This window comes from Rhodococcus sp. (in: high G+C Gram-positive bacteria) (assembly GCF_049299235.1).
Classification (GTDB): Bacteria; Actinomycetota; Actinomycetes; order Mycobacteriales; family Mycobacteriaceae; genus Rhodococcus.
Window position 1 is genome coordinate 1 of sequence record NZ_JBAQXC010000002.1, and the last position, 2,681, is coordinate 2,681.

General features: G+C 64.8%; 2 protein-coding genes. Both read left to right on the top strand.

Features of this window, described 5'->3' with window-relative positions:
- Window positions 1-560: ATP-binding protein (locus WAX14_RS00085; RefSeq protein WP_422626064.1), on the top strand; the 560-nt coding region annotated here is incomplete at its 5' end.
- A 481-nt stretch (window positions 561-1,041) separates the two neighbouring features.
- On the top strand, window positions 1,042-2,681 hold a 1,640-nt coding region (locus WAX14_RS00090; protein ID WP_422626065.1), incomplete at its 3' end, for an ATP-binding protein.

A 2,681-nucleotide genomic window follows, 5' to 3' on the forward strand; every position in this document is an offset into this window, starting at 1 on the left:
AACTCGTCGACAACGCACTGCGCGCCTCCCCGCCGAACAGCGCCGTCACCTTCGAGTTCTCCGCCGCCGTCGACGGTGGTCTGCTGCTCGAGATCGCCGACAGCGGCATCGGAACCGCACCGGAAGTTCTCAACGAGATCAACATGCGGCTGGCCGCCGGAAACAGCGCGGAAATCCACGCACCTCGGCAGATGGGGTTGTTCGTGGTCGGGCGTCTCGCGGCCCGCAACGGCATCAGCGTGCGACTGCGTCCGACCTTCGACACCGAAACGAACGCCGGTATCACCGCGTCGATCTACTTCCCCGCCGCGCTGCTCACCGACATTCAGCAGAGCACCCCCGAAGTACTGACCGAACGTCCGCGTCGTCTGCAAGCACCCGAAGAACCCGCGCGGCACGCCGACCAGGCTGCCGTACGGACACAGCGTCCGGCACCCGCGGAGCAGTCGCAGCCGATGCAGCAACCACCGCAATCCCAGTCGACACCTCCGCAATCGGACCAGTACCGGAACGGGCCGAAGCACCACAGTTCGTCGACGATGTACGACTCCAACCGCTGACGACGGCGGGGCACTCCCCCGCCTGGATCTTCCACGAGGCCACCCCCGGCGATGCCGGGGGTGGCCTCGTAGTTGCCCTTGCCGCACATGACGGGCAGCTATGATCTCGGTCACCCGCATTCCATTCTCTGGGATGTGCGAATCCGCATCAGAGTCCTTGTCGAGGTCACCGCGTTCCGCTCTCCGGTCTCGCCGCACACTGGCAGCGGCAGCCGGTGAAACCCGGCGCTTGCAGGATCTACTGTGCGTGCGATCACGTTCGCAGATGCCGCGTCCCCGCCCGGGAGTGGGCGGCGACCGGACGGCGAACCTGCACCACCCTCGATGTTCTCCTCCGTTGCGGCGCATTCACGACCAAGGTCACGTATGTACAACGGATTCGGACGTGCTGTATAACGATCAGCTGAATGATCCAAGTGTTTTGCGCCACGCCCACTCTCGGGCACGGGGGAATGCGCACCGAAAGGAACGACGCGATCAAATGGGGAACCGTGGGGCGAAATCCCTCAATCTGATGAACTGGCGGTTGTCGTACAAGCTCGGATTGGTGCTCATCATTCCGATGATCGCCGCCGCCGTATTCGGGGCACTGCGGGTGTCCGACCAGCTCGATGATGATCGCCGCTTCAGCCTGCTGTCCGATCAGTTGGCGGTGATCCCCGCCCTGTTCGAATTCTCCAACATCGTCGTGAGCACCTCGACCGCGGCCAGCCTCGGACTCCCGGTCGATCCCGCGACCGCAGGGCAGATCGATTCGTCGAGTGCGAAAGTCAGCGCCTTCTCGAAGGCAACGGACTTCAATCCGACGGTCACGGAACGCGTGTCACAGCTCCTCGAAGACGGACAAGCCCTTTACGACACGTTTCGGGGCGGCACAATGCCCGTGGACGAACTCAAACGACGCACCGCCGACTTCCTGGTCGTGTGTGAGGCGACGTTCCGCTCGGTGCTCGATCTCGCCGAGAACACCGAGATGCAGACCGCAGGCACCAACGTGATCAACGTGTGGAACTCACAGTTGACGATGCTCGATCAGGTCAACTCGATCGGCATGTTCTACCAATCTCCCGAGGCCGCACGGGCCGTGGCGTTCAATGCCCTGAACCTCGAAGAATCGACCATCAACCTGCTGCGCGGTACCCCGATCGACAACGGCAAAGTCGACGAATTGCTCGGAAAGGTAGCGAACAAGCGCGCACTGTTCGCCGATTTCGATCCGGCCCGCCAGTCCCCCGTTGTCCTGAGCGGCGAGATCAAATCGGCCTACGCGCTCTACCAGTCGATGCACGAAACGTCGGTCGCGCAGATCTCCATCACCGTGGACCGCCTCTCGGACGAGGCGCGAACCGCTGCCATCCAGGGCAGCATCGCGGTCGCCGTCATCCTCGCGGTCGCACTCGCGGTCGCACTGCTCGTCGCGCGCACCCTGTCCGTGCCGCTCCGGCGTCTACGCGAAGGCGTGCTCGGTGCCGCGAACCACGAACTGCCCGCAGCCATCGCCGCCGTCAAGGACGGCGCCGACGTCACCACCGTCGAACTCGCACCGATCGACGTGCACACCACCGAAGAGATCGGCGAACTCGCCCGCGCCGTCGACTCGATGAACTCCGAAGCCCTGCGCCTCGCCAGCGAACAAGCACACCTGCGACAGCAAGTCTCGACGATGCTCGAAACCCTCGCCCGCCGCAACAAAACCCTCGTCGAACAGCAACTCTCCCTCATCGACTCCCTCGAATACGAAGAAAAAGACCCGGCCCGCCTGCAAAGCCTGTTCGCCCTCGACCACCTCGCCGCACGCATGCGCCGCACCGGCGACTCGCTGCTCGTGCTCTCCGGCACCCGGCCCCGCACCCGCAGCGCCCCCGCCCCACTCGGCGACGTCCTGCGCGGCGCCGTCTCCCAGGTCGAGAATTACCAGCGAGTGCGGATCGGCAACACCCCCCAGGGATACCTCGTCGGCGGCGCCGTCGCCGACGTCGTCCACATGCTCGCCGAACTCGTCGACAACGCACTGCGCGCCTCCCCGCCGAACAGCGCCGTCACCTTCGAGTTCTCCGCCGCCGTCGACGGTGGTCTGCTGCTCGAGATCGCCGACAGCGGCATCGGAACCGCACCGGAAGT